Origin of the sequence: Bacillus cereus group sp. BcHK124, assembly GCF_027712065.1 — a bacterium.
GTDB lineage: Bacteria > Bacillota > Bacilli > Bacillales > Bacillaceae_G > Bacillus_A > Bacillus_A pacificus.
In genome coordinates this window covers 219464-232458 of sequence record NZ_JAQFPJ010000006.1, presented here as the reverse complement: position 1 = coordinate 232458, position 12995 = coordinate 219464, and the positions used below count along the sequence as shown (strand labels likewise).

Here is a 12995-nt window from a genome sequence, read left to right as displayed (position 1 = left end):
TGAGGAAGGTGTCTTATGAAAATATCTGTTTATGTTGCAAGTGCATTTAGCAAGGATCATAAAGGCGGAAATAAAGCAGGAGTGGTATTTATGGAGAATCCATTGACCACTACTCAAAAAATGGAAATAGCCAAAGAACTGGGCTATGCGGAAACCGCATTTATATCAGAATCTGAAGTTGCTGATTATAAAATTGAGTATTTTACACCAAAAGAGGAAGTCGATTTATGTGGTCATGCGACAATTGGCTCTTTCGCGATACTGATGCATGTAAATAAACTTTTCAGGAATCGCTATACGATTGAAACGAACAGTGGTGTTCTGACTATTACCATAAAAGATGACATCATATTCATGGAACAAAACGAACCGATATTCTATGATATTATATCTCCAAATGAGTTTATCGACTGCTTTGATAGTAAAGCTATAGACAATACATACCCAATTCAAATTGTCTCCACGGGCTTAAAAGATATTTTAGTTCCTATAAAAAGCGAAACACAATTGCATACACTGGAACCTAATTTTGAAAAAATTAAAGAAATTAGCAAGTATTATAATGTTGTAGGGATGCATCTATATACTTTTAATGACAATCGAATTATATGCAGAAACTTTGCGCCACTATACGACATTAATGAAGAAGCAGCGACTGGAACTTCAAACGGTGCATTAGCTTGCTACCTTTATGAACAGCACTACTTACAAAAAGAAGTCTATGTATTTGAACAAGGTTATTCTTTACACTCGCCTTCTGAAATATTAGTTAAATTAGCAACCGATAGCAAGAATAAAATAGAAAAGGTTTATGTTGGTGGCAAAGGCTATTACTGTGAAACGAAGTATTTAACTGTAGAAAATATTGAGTGAAAATAAAAAAGAGATGGATCTACCATCTCTTTTTCATATGCTCCATGATTAACTGCGAATCGCCTTAATCAGAAAACGATGTTGCGTCACATCAAAATACCCTTTTTGTAAGATGACTTTATGTATACGATATAATTCCTCATAATACCTTTCGACAGTAAAATCAGGAATTTGCCATGGAATCGCTTTTAAATAATAGAGGATAGCGCCAACATCATAAAAGCGTTGGAAAGGGAATGCTTCTTTTGCTTCTAAGATAGTAAATCCATTTTCCTGTAGTTCATTACATGCCGCTTCAAGAGACCAACTTGCAAATTCGTTATTTAGCGGTGCGTTAAACTGCTCATTTAGTTCCGCACAATCGAGACCACCGACTTGTTGTGTAAGAAATGTTCCATTAGGAGAAAGTATTCTATTTACCTCAGAAGCAGAATAGGATTCATGTTGATTCATAATGAAATCAAACTGCCCATCTTGAAATGGTAATGCAGTATCATCAGTTACTTCTAAAACGGTAACCCCTAAAGGCTCTAATTTCTTTCGAGCAATTGGCAAGTTTGGAGCATAGCCCTCAGTCGCATAAATAGTTGGCGGGAATGGTTGTAACATAGATAAAAACTCTCCGCCACCAGTACCCATATCGAGCATTGATTTAGCACGCTGCATAAGCTGATAAGCAGTGCTACCATACGACCATGATAAAGGCTCGCTCTTCATTCGGCCCGTTTCTGAAATGAAAGAAAAATCCCAACCGCTAAAATGTGTATTAGCACTTTCTAATAAAGTTAAAAATAATGGATCACGTTTCATAATTGTATCCTCCTATTTTGTAAGTAAATGATATGGTGAGAAAAGAAAAAAGGAGGACCTCTTATGAAAGGGGAACGGTTTTACGTTTCGTGCTCGAATAGATTCATATACATTCGCTCCTTGTGAGAATGATAATTTATATATTCGGGATAAGTAAGTGAAAGTCCTTTGAATTTGTGAGGGAAGGTTATGCTCTTCAATAATTGGGCCATTAAATGAAATAGTGCAATACGTATTGATTACATGCATTTTAACGTTTTTGAATTTTCTTGAATTATCCTCTTGAACCTCTAGTTACTTTAGGTTTTATAATGAATTTATAATTTTAATAGGGGGATTTAGATGAAAAAGGATAAAAAGTTTTCTATCGGAGAATTCTCAGAAAAAACGGGAATACCAATTCCTACTTTGCATTATTATGATGGAATCGGGTTATTACAACCTGAAAAGAATCCTTCTTCAGGGCACCGCATTTATAAGTATCAAGATATTATAACCTTACAAAAAATTATAAGTTTAAAATTTCTAGGCTATAGTCTAGATAAAGTCGCTAATTTGTTACACGAATCAAGTTTTGGTGTTGATTTGAATGAAAGTTTGTCTCTCCATTTGCAAGTGTTAGAAAGAGAAAAAGAACAAATTGGGCAATCAATACAAGCAATTAAAAGAGTAATGAAGTTAGTCGAAGCGGAAGAAGAGGTAGATAGTAGGGTATTATTTAGTCTTATTTACGGTATGAATACAGAACATACACATAAAGAATGGATGGAACGTCATGAGTTAACGGATATCGTGGAAGAATTATCAAAGAAACGAGAAGAAGATAAAATTGCTTTGGATAAAACATTTATTCAATTGTCTAAAAAGGTTAAACAATTATATGGTAAACCAGTCGAGGACTTGAAAGTACAAGAGATGGTAAAGGAATATATAGAAGAGTCTTTTTCATTTCTTAGTGAAGATTTGATACAAAAGTTAGCTAATACTAGTGTGGGAGAACTGGATATGCAAGAACTTGAAAATATGATACCTTCGCCTTTCGCAGAAGATGAACAAAAATGGCTTAATGAAGCGATGGAATATTATATGAAGCAAGTAGAAATGGAAGAGGGATAGATTTTATGAATGTTTAGCTTCATCGAAATAATGCTGTAGACTTTTCATTGAATAAGGGTAGAATTGCGTTTATTATTGGTTCATTCAAAAGAAAGAACCGCTTATACTTCATTTTTGAAGCATAAGCGGTTTTGTTTAAAATACTCAAAAACAAAAATCCTTTGGTAAAGTATCATTTTTTATTACCGTTCTCAACTCGTTTTTTTACCCCGGCGGTTAAATAAAAACAATCTTTATTTTTTAATCGACAACCCATAAACTAACGTCTCACTCGGAGTCGTAATACTAAAACCTGTTGTTTTATAATCAAGCTTCACCGTATCACCAGTGTAGTCTTTCGTGAATGAATCCATTTGTACAATAAAGTCAGCATCTTCATATACAACATCATCTGCAACATATGTATCCCAAATTAAATCGACATCAACGAATATACTACAAGAGTTTGTCATTGTCCCTCTAATGCGAATGATCTTTTTGTCTTCACGTTCTAATCTATGTATAGCTGCTTTTGCTTCATCAGTAATGCGAATGTTCATGATATCCCAACCTTTATTTATATTTCCTTTATTATTGCAAAAACAGAAGAAATAGGGAAGTAAATAAAAAACGAGCAAACAAATTTGTTTGCTCGTCTCCCTTTATTTCAGTTCACATTTATCAAGTGGAATCACTTTCGTTTTTTTCGTGAATTTATATCCTAACCAAAGTACTAAGAAGAGTGGTAAACCGATGTAAGAAACGAGTACACCGTTCCAGTCGATTGATTCGCCCATAAATGCGCCGTAGTTTTGTCCTAAAATTACGATAATACAAAGCGTAAAGGCGAAGAGTGGACCGAATGGGAACCATTTTGCTTTATAAGGTAAGTCTTTTAAATCTTTTCCTTGTGCGATATATGCTTTACGGAAACGGTAATGACTAATTGCAATGCCGACCCATGCGATAAAGCCAGACATTCCAGATGCGTTTAATAACCAAATGTATACAACACCATCACCGAATAAAGAAGCAATGAAAGCGATACTACCGACAATTGATGTTACGATTAATGCGTTAACAGGTACACCGCGGCTATCTAATTTTCCTAAGAATTTTGGTGCTTTTCCTTGGCGAGCTAAATCCCAAAGCATACGAGTTGAAGCATACATACCAGAGTTACCAGCAGACAGTACTGCCGTTAAAATAACAGCGTTCATAACAGAAGCAGCGAAGGCAACGCCCGCTTTTTCAAAAATAAGTGTAAATGGACTTACTGTTACATCACTTGCAGCAAGGCTTTCAGTTGTATAAGGAATTAATAAACCGATAACGAGAATCGCAAGGATATAGAATAAAAGAATACGCCAGAAAATTGAACGAATTGCTTTCGGAATATTGCGTTCTGGATCAGAAGTTTCACCAGCAGCTACCCCAAGTAATTCAGTACCTTGGAATGAGAAACCAGCTGCCATAAATACACCGATAATTGCCATAATACCACCGTTAAATGGTGCATCTGCAACAGTGAAGTTTTTAAATCCAACAGTTTCGCCGCCCATAATTCCGAAAATCATCATGAAACCGACAATTAAAAAGATAATAATAGTAACGACTTTAATAAGTGCGAACCAATATTCAGATTCACCAAATCCTTTAACAGATAAGTAGTTTAAAAGGAAAATAATAGCTAAACATAATCCGCTCCAAATAAGAGAAGGGGTATCAGGGAACCAAAATTTCATAATTAATGTTACAGCCGCTAGTTCAGCAGCAATCGTAATTGCCCAGTTATACCAATAGTTCCATCCAAGTGCAAAGCCAAGTGATGGATCAACAAATTTTGTTGCGTACGTGCTAAAAGATCCAGTAACAGGCATGTAAGCTGCGAGTTCAGCTAGGCTTGTCATTAAAAAGTAAACCATAATTCCGATTGCGGCGTATGCAATTAATGCGCCACCAGGTCCAGCTGAATGGATGACACCACCGCTGGCAAGAAATAGTCCGGTACCAATTGTACCGCCGAGAGAAATCATCGTAAGGTGCCGAGATTTTAGACCGCGTCTTAATTCACCTTTTCCTTTTGTAGTTTCTGTTTTAGAGGTAGCTTGATTCGTTGCGCTATTCATGTTCAACACTCCTTTTCTTGTAAGATAGGAAGGAGCGGGGGAGAAAAATACAAAAAACCGCCAAAGGAATTTGGCGGAACGTTTCACAAATAACCACCCCATCATACCCTTCCGTTAAGATAGCACCCCACGTTTACACGGTAATTTTGTAAACGTGACAGTTCTGTTCCTTTCGGAGACAGCCCCAGCTCATATTTCCAGAGAAGAAATATAAACTTCGGCAACTTTTCCTTTCAAACGGAGTCTAAGACATTCTCTGTGTCTCGTCCGTTTTACTATTAAAAGTCGCAACCTCTACCTCATCGGATTGATGAGGATTTATATATTGCTAAGATTTTTAATATATGGCAATTGTAATGAGTTTCTGAATATATTGCAAGATATTTTGTTAGGAAAAGTCAAAAAATATCGGTTATTGTATAGGAAACGCTTGCAAAACTCCACCCGAACCTACTATTATGTAACAATAAGCAAAGAAAAAATTGTTATACAAATGTTTCGCAAAAAATATTGAAAAACCCTTCAAAAATTAAAAGAAAATTCAGAAAATATAATTCGACATTCATAATAAAGTCATATTTTTTGCTATAATTAGAGTAACGTTTAAGTGAAAAGGGGAAATCAAAATGAAATTAGAAACAGAAAGACTCTATATAGTGCCTTGTACAGAGGAGAGTATACACGTTGCTAACGAGCAAGGATATAATAGTGGTCCGCATATTGTAGGGCATGTTGAAAATGTAAAACAGGATAAGGATTTATTACCTTGGGGCGCCTGGTATGTCATTCGAAAAGAAGATGACATCGTTCTAGGCGATATAGGGTTTAAAGGGAAACCAAATGAGGAACATACAGTAGAAGTTGGTTACGGTTTTATTGAGAAATATTGGAATAAAGGGTATGCAACAGAAGCTGTAAGAGAACTAATAAATTGGGCTTTTCAAACTGGAGAGGTAGAAATGATTATTGCGGAGACACTTCTGGAAAACGAAAGCTCCATTCGTGTATTAGAGAAATTACATATGCAGAGAACTGGCACTACAGAAACGATGATGAATTGGAAATTAGAAAAATAAAAAATACCGCTCGAAGTATATCGGGCGGTATTTTTATCGTTATGGAAGCATTTGTTTTTGATCATTCGGATATCCAGTTGTCGGTGTGTTAGAACGATTGGAATGATTGCGAACAGCAATGAAAATAGAAATAATAACGACAAGACCAATTGCCACGTAAGAAAGTGAAATAATAGTTGGATCCACTTTAAATGTAGTAAGTAGTGTACGAATGTTTGTAAAGATAATAAGGCCACCAACTAATACGCCAAGTAAATGAGAAGGAACGATGCGCACTAACCATGCAGCGATTGGAGCTGCGACAATACCGCCAAGCATTAACGAAAATACCCAAACCCAACTTACTTGTTCCAAGCCGAGTGAGATGAAGAAACCAATTGTTGCAGCGAGTGAGACAGGAAACTCACTCGTATCTACAGATCCGATAACTTTTCTAGCTTCATTTCCTCTTGCTAAAAGTACAGGTGTCGTAATCGGCCCCCAGCCACCACCACCAGTTGAATCAACGAATCCAGCAAATAAGCCAAGTGGAACAAGTTGTTTAGCCGACATACGTTTATTTGAAGTAATAACTTGTTTTTGAATAATGAATCGTAATAAAATATAAACCCCTAAAGTAAATAAAAATACAGAAATGTACGGTTTAATGACATCCCCAGGTAAATTGCTTAAAAAACATGCCCCCACAAATGCGCCAATTGCTCCTGGTAATGTAAGCCTGGAAACGGTGTATTTATCAACGTTCCCAAATTTGAGGTGAGATGCACCAGAAGCTGCGGTTGTAACGACTTCAGCTAAATGAACAGAAGCGGAAGCGACAGCCGGTGCGATACCAAACATTAGTAATAGTGAGGTAGACGTTACCCCGTACGCCATTCCAAGCGCTCCATCGATCAATTGAGCGAAAAATCCAATAATAGCAAATACAATTAATTTCTGCATAAATAATCCCCCTGTAATAGTAAATGAAAAAGGCACTTTTCCCGTATGAGAAAAGTGCCTTTGGTTTTTCCAATCAGCAATAATTAAATTTGTTTTATTATAATACATATTAATCGTATAAATCAACTAGGCTTTAAAGTTTTTTAAATTGAATGAAATAAAAATAAAATATACAATAAAAGGATGGAGAGAAAGGGGAGAAAGACATGTTACGATTTGATCATCTCGTTCACGCAGTACATTGTACACCGGAGGAAGCGGTAAAACAAATGCAGGAGCGTGGATTTCATACTGTACTAGGCGGAGAGCATACAAATTGGGGTACTTGGAATAGTTTATGTTATTTTGATTTATCATATATAGAATTTTTGGCAGTTCAGCATGAAGAAAAAGCGAAGAAAGCAGACAATCCATTAGTACAAGAAACGGTAGTGAAATTACAAGATGGAGAAGGAATGTTACAAATCGCAATTCGAACAGATGCAATTGAAGAACTAGCAGTTAAGTTTAATAAACATGGATTACATACGATAGGACCGTTTGAAGGGAAACGAATGAGAAAAGATGGTCGCCTTTTAGAGTGGAAAATGTTATTTGTAAAGCAAGAAGAGAACGGACCGAAATTGCCTTTCTTTATACAGTGGAATGAAACGGATGAAGAAAGAAGAAACGATTTACGTAACATTGGCACAATCACGGAACATAAAAACAAAGTGCAACAAATTGAAACGATTCATTACGCAGTGAAAAATGTTCGAGAAACAGTGCGGAAATGGAAAGAAGTCATGGAGCTAACTGCAAGCCAGATCGTTAAAAATGAAGAATGGAATGTGGAATGTCAAAGTGTATCGCTTGGCGACATTCAAGTGCAGTTTTGTGAACCAATTGGAGAAGGGCTAGTACTAGAACGATTGAATCATCATGGCGAAAATCCATTTGCAGTGGAGTTTAAAGGTGAAAGTAAACGAGAGCATGAAGTACTAGGTAGTTTGTACATATATTGATAGAGGTGAACGTTGTGGAAGAAATGCTTAGAGAGATAGAGAGAAAACTAGAATGGCCTCGTATTGTAAAGTGTACAGCTATTTCAAAAGGTTTTTCACATGAAGAGAAATATAAAATAGAATTAGAAAACAGAGTAACATATTTTGTGAAAGTATGTGATGCTGTAAACTTTGAACGTAAACAAGAAGAATATACATATATGAAACAATTAGAGTCATTACATATTCCAACGCCTAAGTTAATTCACTTCATAAAACTTGAGGAATTAAATAAATGTGTTCAAGTATTTGAATGGGCCCAAGGTGTAAATGGTGAAGAGGGCTTAAGTAAGCTATCGGCGGAAGAACAGTATCATGCAGGAAGAAAAGCTGGAGAAGTATTAAAGCGAATTCACTCAATTGAAAGAGAAAGTGCAAGTGATAAATGGGAAACATCTAGATGGAATAAATACGAAAGATACGTAGAGGCATTAGCAGATTACGAAGTGGATTTTCTAGATTTGAAGTCAGTATTAACTTTTGTAGAAAATCATAAAGACTTATTAAAAAACCGTCCAATGACATTTTTACACGATGACTTCCATCCAGCAAATAGTATGATTCATAATAAGGAGTTTATCGTTATCGATTTTGGTGGATATGATTTTGGCGATCCGATACACGATTTTTATAACGTAGCGATTTTTACTACAAGAATAAGCAAACCATTTGCGGTTGGACAAGTTCACGGTTATTTCAGAGGGGAACCATCGCTTCATTTTTGGAAATTGTATTCATTATATGCAGCAATGACATTCCCAGCGGATATCGTTTGGACAAACCGAAGCACGCCGCATTTAGTAGATGATATGAAGGAAAGATTAAACGGAATTTTAGATGATCATAATCAATTTTCATCCTATATTCCAAAATGGTATCAATCAAGTGAATGTAATAAATAAAGGAGGAATACATATGGACAAAATTGCGGTAATTTCAGATATACATGGTAATATTCCAGCTTTAGAATCGGTACTGCAAGATATTAAATTGAGAGGAATAAAACGCATAATTTGTCTTGGAGATTTAGTTGGAAAAGGCCCTCATTCTAGTGAAGCAATTGAAATCATTCGTAAAGAATGTGAAGTAGTTGTAATGGGAAACTGGGATGATTTTATAACAAAACCGACTGAATTTGAGGCATTAAAATGGCATCAAAAACAACTATCGGAAGAACAAAATGACTATTTAAGAAGCTTACCATTTTCAATCGAGTTTTATATGAGTGGCAAACTCATTCGTATGTTCCACGCTTCACCGAGAAGTTTATATGAAAGAATTCAACCACATGCCGCAAGAGAAGAGCGAATTAGTATGTTTGAAAACAGTGAGCTCACGGAGAATATAGAAGGAGAAAGAAAACCAGATGTCGTTTGCTACGGTGACGTTCATCAAGCGTTCGTTCAAAATTTCAGAGGGAAAACGTTATGTAATGCTGGTAGCGTTGGAAACCCACTTGAAATTACACAAGCTTCCTATTTAATATTCGAAGGAACTTACAATGAAAAAGAAGCAGCAAGCTTTTCCATTCAACTCGTACGTGTACCGTATGATATTGAATTAGCTATCAGGCTGGCAGAAGAACTCGATATGCCAGAAATAGAGGAATACAAGCAAGAATTACGGACTGCATTGTATCGAGGGTTTAAGGGAAAGTAAACCAATCATAATATATCTATCGTAACTTAAAATATATCAACGATTTTTTCGATATATCGACGATTCGACATAGGATATCGACTTACCGACAAATAGTGACATAAAAGTTAATTATAATTTTGTTATGTAAACTAAATGAAGGTGGGAAATATCATGAACCGAAAACAACGTATAAATGAAATTGCTAATCATATTTTAAAATTAAACTTAACTCACCCAACAAGAGTTGGAGTAAGCGGTATTACAGCATCAGGAAAAACAACATTTGCAAACGAATTCGCGGAAGAAATACACAATCAAAAGTATATGTATAGCCTTTTATTAATAGTTATAATTCTCGTATAATTATATTAGCTTTAGAAAGTGAAAAACGGGGGATAAGGCAATAAGAAACGCAAAAAGGGGAGAAAAAATATAATGAATGAAGTATTAGAATTAAAAGAAGAACTACTACAAATTAAAAATAATAATTATGCTGTACCAGAAGACGTAGATGCATATCCATATGCGCAGTGGATGTTAGATTATATCGGATCACCTGATGCTGAATTACGCGATGATTTAATTTATAGTACGCTTCACACATGGATTACAAATGATGTATTTAGACAAAAAGAATTACGAGGGTTAATGTTACAAGCAATTAGTCCTGATTATTTATTTTATAAAATTGGTGAAAAGGGAACAGATTCTGTTTTTAAACGTGCGTTCTCTGTATTAATTCCGCCACTTATTTTATCTGTTCATGAAAGAGAGCCGTTGTTATCAGAAGAACAACTGTACAGCGTAGCAGAACAAGTGCTGGAATATGTATATTTAGAAGAAGATGTAAGAGGTTATGTAGAAGGAAAAGGGTGGGCACACTCTACTGCGCATGCAGCGGATGCGCTCGATGCGTTAGCACGTACAATACAAAATCGTGAGTTTTCATATGCGATTCTTGCAGCTGTTCGTCAAAAGGTTCGATTAAGTGATTACGTATATGTACACTTTGAAGATGAGAGATTAGTAAAGCCAATTATGTCTTTACGTAACCAAAATCTTTTAACTGAAGAAGAGTGGAGCAATTGGCTACATAGCATAGCAACTGTTGAGGACATCCGACATCCGCAGCATGCTATTTTAGTACAAAATATTAGAACTTTCCTAAGAAGTTTTTATTTCAGAGTTTTAGAGACAGAAGGTAGTACAGCCTTTACAGATGATATATTGGAGACTTTGAAGGGTTTGCGTAGGTATTAAAAAATCACTAGATGCCATTATATATGAGTATGTAAGAAAAGAATAAGATTAAAAAACCGATTATACTTGTAGGATCTCTACAAAAATAATCGGTTTTTTAATTGAATTGAAATTTTAGACTTAACTATACACGAGTGGATTAAATATGTAATTGTGGATGCTCTTCATATAAACTATTGACATACTGTTTTAAATTCTTGATGAATAATAGAATATCTTGACTAGGCATTCTAGCATGTAGAAGATGAAATATATTTCCTTTTCCAATTTCAAATTCATTTGAAGTTAAAGTAATAGGGATATTTCTAAAGATATGCCATGGGAAATATAAGTGTACAAAAGTTTCTCTAAAATATATACCTGATTGACAAATTAGTACTCCATCAGATCCTTTCCCCATATTCCCAAGAACAGATGTATCTAAAAAAGCGATGATCTGTTCTTCTTTTGGAACGATAAATCGTGCCTCAATTGCTTTTAACTTTTTGTCTGAAATATGTGTGTCTACAAATAATCCGTTATCAGGCTCTAATAATTCATTGTACGTTTCAAATAAAGAGCAAATTGATTTTATTTCATTAATTTTTATAATTGGATGTATATCATGTTGTTTTGAAGTTTGGAATGAATTCGTTAGAGCTATAAGTAATTCTTTAAATAATAGTGGGGGATAATCACTCCCGTTAATATTGAAACTTTTTTGTGTATCAAAAGATAAGAAAGCATCTTTATCAATTTCAATTTGTTGCACTTCATTTAATTGTTCCCATTTCATATTTCCTTTACCTAATAACCAATTTTTCCAGTATAAACCCGAACTCGTAAAGTAAACACCATACTTTCCTGATCCGAATAAATTACAACTTAAAAAAGCAATAATTTGATCTTCCGTTGGGATAGAAAAACGTTTTTGGGCAATTGATAAGAAATCTTTAGGAATTCTAGTAACATAAAATCTAGATTGCTGAAACTCTAAACAAATATCAGTTAAACGATTAATATTTATATTCACCTGAATCATTCTCCCTATTATATTTCGTCTCGATATAATAAATTATAAAGTTTTCAGGAAAATATTAACACTTAAAATTACCTTAAATTAAGAAGTAAAGGATTTATAAAGTAAATGTATATTAGGCTAAAATTATGATCTGTATTATGTATTTGGAGTAGTAAAGTCTTGTTATGGTAATAAAAAAGTACATAAAACAAAAACCTCCCAACCATACTAATAAAATGTGTTGGAGGTGAATGTTATGGACGAAAAAGACTTTGAAAAAGTTTACAATGATTACTTACATCAAGGAGAAGAGCAAGCTCAATTTAAAGTAGACCATGAGGTCAATTCAGGAGCAGAACAAATTGTTGCTGTTCGTAAAAATGATGATGGTGATTTAATAGCGTTTAAAACAAGTAGCGGAAGAGAATTAGATTATATTATGGCTCTTAGTGAAGCGAAATCAGGGAAGTTAGCTCATGTGGACGTATTTCATAAGTATGGTAGAGATATTATACGAAGTGAACCGGATGGAATAAAAGAAAATAACTTAGATAATTTACCATCTTTTTAAACGGGTAAACCTCAAGAAGAGAATGTTCATTCCAATATTCTCTTCTTTTTTTATAAAGCTTTCCCTACAAATAGAAGGTTCATTTTTATTGTGCAATCATACTTTTAAAGAGTACTCTAAACTTCTCTTTATCTTCTGCTGTAAATGGTTTCGGTCCTTTTGTACGCTTACCGCTTTTTCGAACCATTGCACTTAAATACCGTGTTTGTAACAATTGTTCAATGTTGTCATTCGTATACTTATAGCCTTTATGGTGTAGTACGATACAGCCTTTTGCTAAAGCGAGAGAAGCAAGACCGTAATCTTGGGTTACGATTAAATCTTCTTTTTTTGCTAACTGCATAATGCGGTAATCTGCAGCATCTGCTCCGGAATCAACATAAATTGTTTCCACACCTTTAGGCTGCTGAGCATTAGAATAATGAGAAAAGCTTGTAACGAGGGTTACAGGGATTTCTGCATTTGTAGCTTCAAAAATAATTACATCTTTTACAGGACAAGCATCTGCATCAACGTAGATTTTCATTTGTATCACTCCTATGACTAGGTTCGAGT

General features: G+C 34.8%; 14 protein-coding genes, 1 pseudogene and 1 riboswitch. Of the genes and pseudogenes, 9 read left to right on the top strand and 6 right to left on the bottom strand.

Annotated elements, in window-relative coordinates; all coding sequences use genetic code 11:
• Positions 1–15: 15 nt before the first annotated feature.
• Complete coding sequence (locus PDK19_RS12700; protein WP_270707214.1) at positions 16–873, top strand: PhzF family phenazine biosynthesis protein; 858 nt, start codon at positions 16–18, stop codon at positions 871–873.
• 48 nt (positions 874–921) lie between these two features.
• On the opposite strand, the gene PDK19_RS12695 is transcribed toward PDK19_RS12700, so the two are convergent.
• Entirely contained in the window at positions 922–1683 is a 762-nt protein-coding gene (locus PDK19_RS12695; RefSeq protein WP_000817576.1) for a class I SAM-dependent methyltransferase, read from the bottom strand.
• Between the two features lie 342 nt (positions 1684–2025).
• Between PDK19_RS12695 and PDK19_RS12690 the strand changes: the two genes are divergently transcribed.
• Complete coding sequence (locus PDK19_RS12690; protein WP_000710820.1) at positions 2026–2799, top strand: MerR family transcriptional regulator; 774 nt, start codon at positions 2026–2028, stop codon at positions 2797–2799.
• Between the two features lie 233 nt (positions 2800–3032).
• On the opposite strand, the gene PDK19_RS12685 is transcribed toward PDK19_RS12690, so the two are convergent.
• Together PDK19_RS12685 and PDK19_RS12680 are read right to left on the bottom strand one after the other, a co-directional pair.
• Positions 3033–3338: an iron-sulfur cluster biosynthesis family protein gene (locus PDK19_RS12685; RefSeq protein ID WP_001026179.1), complete on the bottom strand. Its 306-nt coding sequence runs from the start codon at positions 3336–3338 to the stop codon at positions 3033–3035.
• A gap of 102 nt (positions 3339–3440) precedes the next feature.
• Positions 3441–4907, bottom strand: a complete 1467-nt coding sequence (locus PDK19_RS12680) for an amino acid permease (protein WP_049110828.1) — start codon at positions 4905–4907, stop codon at positions 3441–3443.
• Between the two features lie 112 nt (positions 4908–5019).
• Positions 5020–5212, bottom strand: a riboswitch (Lysine riboswitch).
• Positions 5213–5533: 321 nt separating this feature from the next.
• Here PDK19_RS12680 and PDK19_RS12675 point away from each other — a divergent pair.
• Positions 5534–5983: a GNAT family N-acetyltransferase gene (locus tag PDK19_RS12675; protein ID WP_000764619.1), complete on the top strand. Its 450-nt coding sequence runs from the start codon at positions 5534–5536 to the stop codon at positions 5981–5983.
• A 39-nt stretch (positions 5984–6022) separates the two neighbouring features.
• Here PDK19_RS12675 and PDK19_RS12670 read toward each other — a convergent pair whose 3' ends face one another.
• Positions 6023–6925: a sulfite exporter TauE/SafE family protein gene (locus tag PDK19_RS12670; RefSeq protein ID WP_080353952.1), complete on the bottom strand. Its 903-nt coding sequence runs from the start codon at positions 6923–6925 to the stop codon at positions 6023–6025.
• A 206-nt stretch (positions 6926–7131) separates the two neighbouring features.
• Between PDK19_RS12670 and PDK19_RS12665 the strand changes: the two genes are divergently transcribed.
• The 5 genes and pseudogenes from PDK19_RS12665 (at position 7132) to PDK19_RS12645 (ending at position 10869) form a co-directional block, all read left to right on the top strand.
• Positions 7132–7929: a VOC family protein gene (locus PDK19_RS12665; RefSeq protein WP_000943331.1), complete on the top strand. Its 798-nt coding sequence runs from the start codon at positions 7132–7134 to the stop codon at positions 7927–7929.
• Between the two features lie 14 nt (positions 7930–7943).
• Positions 7944–8870: an aminoglycoside phosphotransferase family protein gene (locus PDK19_RS12660; RefSeq protein WP_049110823.1), complete on the top strand. Its 927-nt coding sequence runs from the start codon at positions 7944–7946 to the stop codon at positions 8868–8870.
• Positions 8871–8883: 13 nt separating this feature from the next.
• On the top strand, positions 8884–9627 hold the full coding sequence (locus tag PDK19_RS12655; RefSeq protein WP_000357649.1) for a metallophosphoesterase family protein: 744 nt from the start codon (positions 8884–8886) through the stop codon (positions 9625–9627).
• Positions 9628–9780: 153 nt separating this feature from the next.
• A pseudogene (locus tag PDK19_RS12650) lies at positions 9781–9918 on the top strand (uridine kinase); the annotation flags it as partial.
• A gap of 126 nt (positions 9919–10044) precedes the next feature.
• Positions 10045–10869 carry a DUF2785 domain-containing protein gene (locus PDK19_RS12645; protein WP_088081003.1) on the top strand — a complete coding sequence of 275 codons (825 nt, stop codon included), beginning with the start codon at positions 10045–10047 and terminating at the stop codon, positions 10867–10869.
• A 139-nt stretch (positions 10870–11008) separates the two neighbouring features.
• On the opposite strand, the gene PDK19_RS12640 is transcribed toward PDK19_RS12645, so the two are convergent.
• Positions 11009–11881 carry a hypothetical protein gene (locus PDK19_RS12640; protein ID WP_270707211.1) on the bottom strand — a complete coding sequence of 291 codons (873 nt, stop codon included), beginning with the start codon at positions 11879–11881 and terminating at the stop codon, positions 11009–11011.
• A 244-nt stretch (positions 11882–12125) separates the two neighbouring features.
• Between PDK19_RS12640 and PDK19_RS12635 the strand changes: the two genes are divergently transcribed.
• The gene (locus PDK19_RS12635) at positions 12126–12440 is read left to right on the top strand and encodes a DUF3892 domain-containing protein (protein ID WP_270707209.1); all 315 of its coding nucleotides are present in this window, start codon (positions 12126–12128) and stop codon (positions 12438–12440) included.
• A gap of 85 nt (positions 12441–12525) precedes the next feature.
• On the opposite strand, the gene PDK19_RS12630 is transcribed toward PDK19_RS12635, so the two are convergent.
• Positions 12526–12966 (bottom strand): YaiI/YqxD family protein, encoded by a 441-nt coding sequence (locus PDK19_RS12630; protein ID WP_270707207.1) that lies wholly within the window; start codon positions 12964–12966, stop codon positions 12526–12528.
• Between the last annotated feature and the right edge of the window lie 29 nt (positions 12967–12995).

Bases quoted from the DNA above. Each gene is read 5' to 3' on its own strand.
- PDK19_RS12700 (WP_270707214.1), top strand. From the start codon at position 16: ATGAAAATATCTGTTTATGTTGCAAGTGCATTTAGCAAGGATCATAAA.
- PDK19_RS12695 (WP_000817576.1), bottom strand. From the start codon at position 1,683: ATGAAACGTGATCCATTATTTTTAACTTTATTAGAAAGTGCTAATACA.
- PDK19_RS12690 (WP_000710820.1), top strand. From the start codon at position 2,026: ATGAAAAAGGATAAAAAGTTTTCTATCGGAGAATTCTCAGAAAAAACG.
- PDK19_RS12685 (WP_001026179.1), bottom strand. From the start codon at position 3,338: ATGAACATTCGCATTACTGATGAAGCAAAAGCAGCTATACATAGATTA.
- PDK19_RS12680 (WP_049110828.1), bottom strand. From the start codon at position 4,907: ATGAATAGCGCAACGAATCAAGCTACCTCTAAAACAGAAACTACAAAA.
- PDK19_RS12675 (WP_000764619.1), top strand. From the start codon at position 5,534: ATGAAATTAGAAACAGAAAGACTCTATATAGTGCCTTGTACAGAGGAG.
- PDK19_RS12670 (WP_080353952.1), bottom strand. From the start codon at position 6,925: ATGCAGAAATTAATTGTATTTGCTATTATTGGATTTTTCGCTCAATTG.
- PDK19_RS12665 (WP_000943331.1), top strand. From the start codon at position 7,132: ATGTTACGATTTGATCATCTCGTTCACGCAGTACATTGTACACCGGAG.
- PDK19_RS12655 (WP_000357649.1), top strand. From the start codon at position 8,884: ATGGACAAAATTGCGGTAATTTCAGATATACATGGTAATATTCCAGCT.
- PDK19_RS12645 (WP_088081003.1), top strand. From the start codon at position 10,045: ATGAATGAAGTATTAGAATTAAAAGAAGAACTACTACAAATTAAAAAT.
- PDK19_RS12635 (WP_270707209.1), top strand. From the start codon at position 12,126: ATGGACGAAAAAGACTTTGAAAAAGTTTACAATGATTACTTACATCAA.
- PDK19_RS12630 (WP_270707207.1), bottom strand. From the start codon at position 12,966: ATGAAAATCTACGTTGATGCAGATGCTTGTCCTGTAAAAGATGTAATT.